The sequence below is a fragment of the Vogesella mureinivorans genome, assembly GCF_007644035.1.
Classification (GTDB): domain Bacteria; phylum Pseudomonadota; class Gammaproteobacteria; order Burkholderiales; family Chromobacteriaceae; genus Vogesella; species Vogesella mureinivorans.
Genome location: NZ_VMTV02000388.1, coordinates 1 through 252, shown reverse-complemented (window position 1 = coordinate 252; position 252 = coordinate 1). Strand labels below are relative to the sequence as shown.

Here is a 252-nt window from a genome sequence, read left to right as displayed (position 1 = left end):
AGGAGAGTTCGGCGATGTAGCTCCTGCCCTCCATCACCTTCTCGTAGCCGATGTAGACCGGCTGGAACACCACTGGCCGCCGCGGCTGGCGCAGGAAGGCGCGCAGGGTCATCACCAGCATGCCGGCCTTGGGCTGCAACAGGCGGCCGGTGCGCGAGCGACCGCCTTCGATGAAGTATTCGATCGACACGCCGCGGGTGATCAGGCTGGCGACGTACTCGCTGAACACGGCCGAGTACAGCGGATTGGCCC

Annotated in this window: 1 protein-coding gene; it reads right to left on the bottom strand. The window is 65.9% G+C overall.

Annotated elements, in window-relative coordinates; all coding sequences use genetic code 11:
• The coding region (locus tag FLQ44_RS11145; protein ID WP_206208825.1) for a 1-acyl-sn-glycerol-3-phosphate acyltransferase at positions 1-252 on the bottom strand (252 nt) is incomplete at both ends.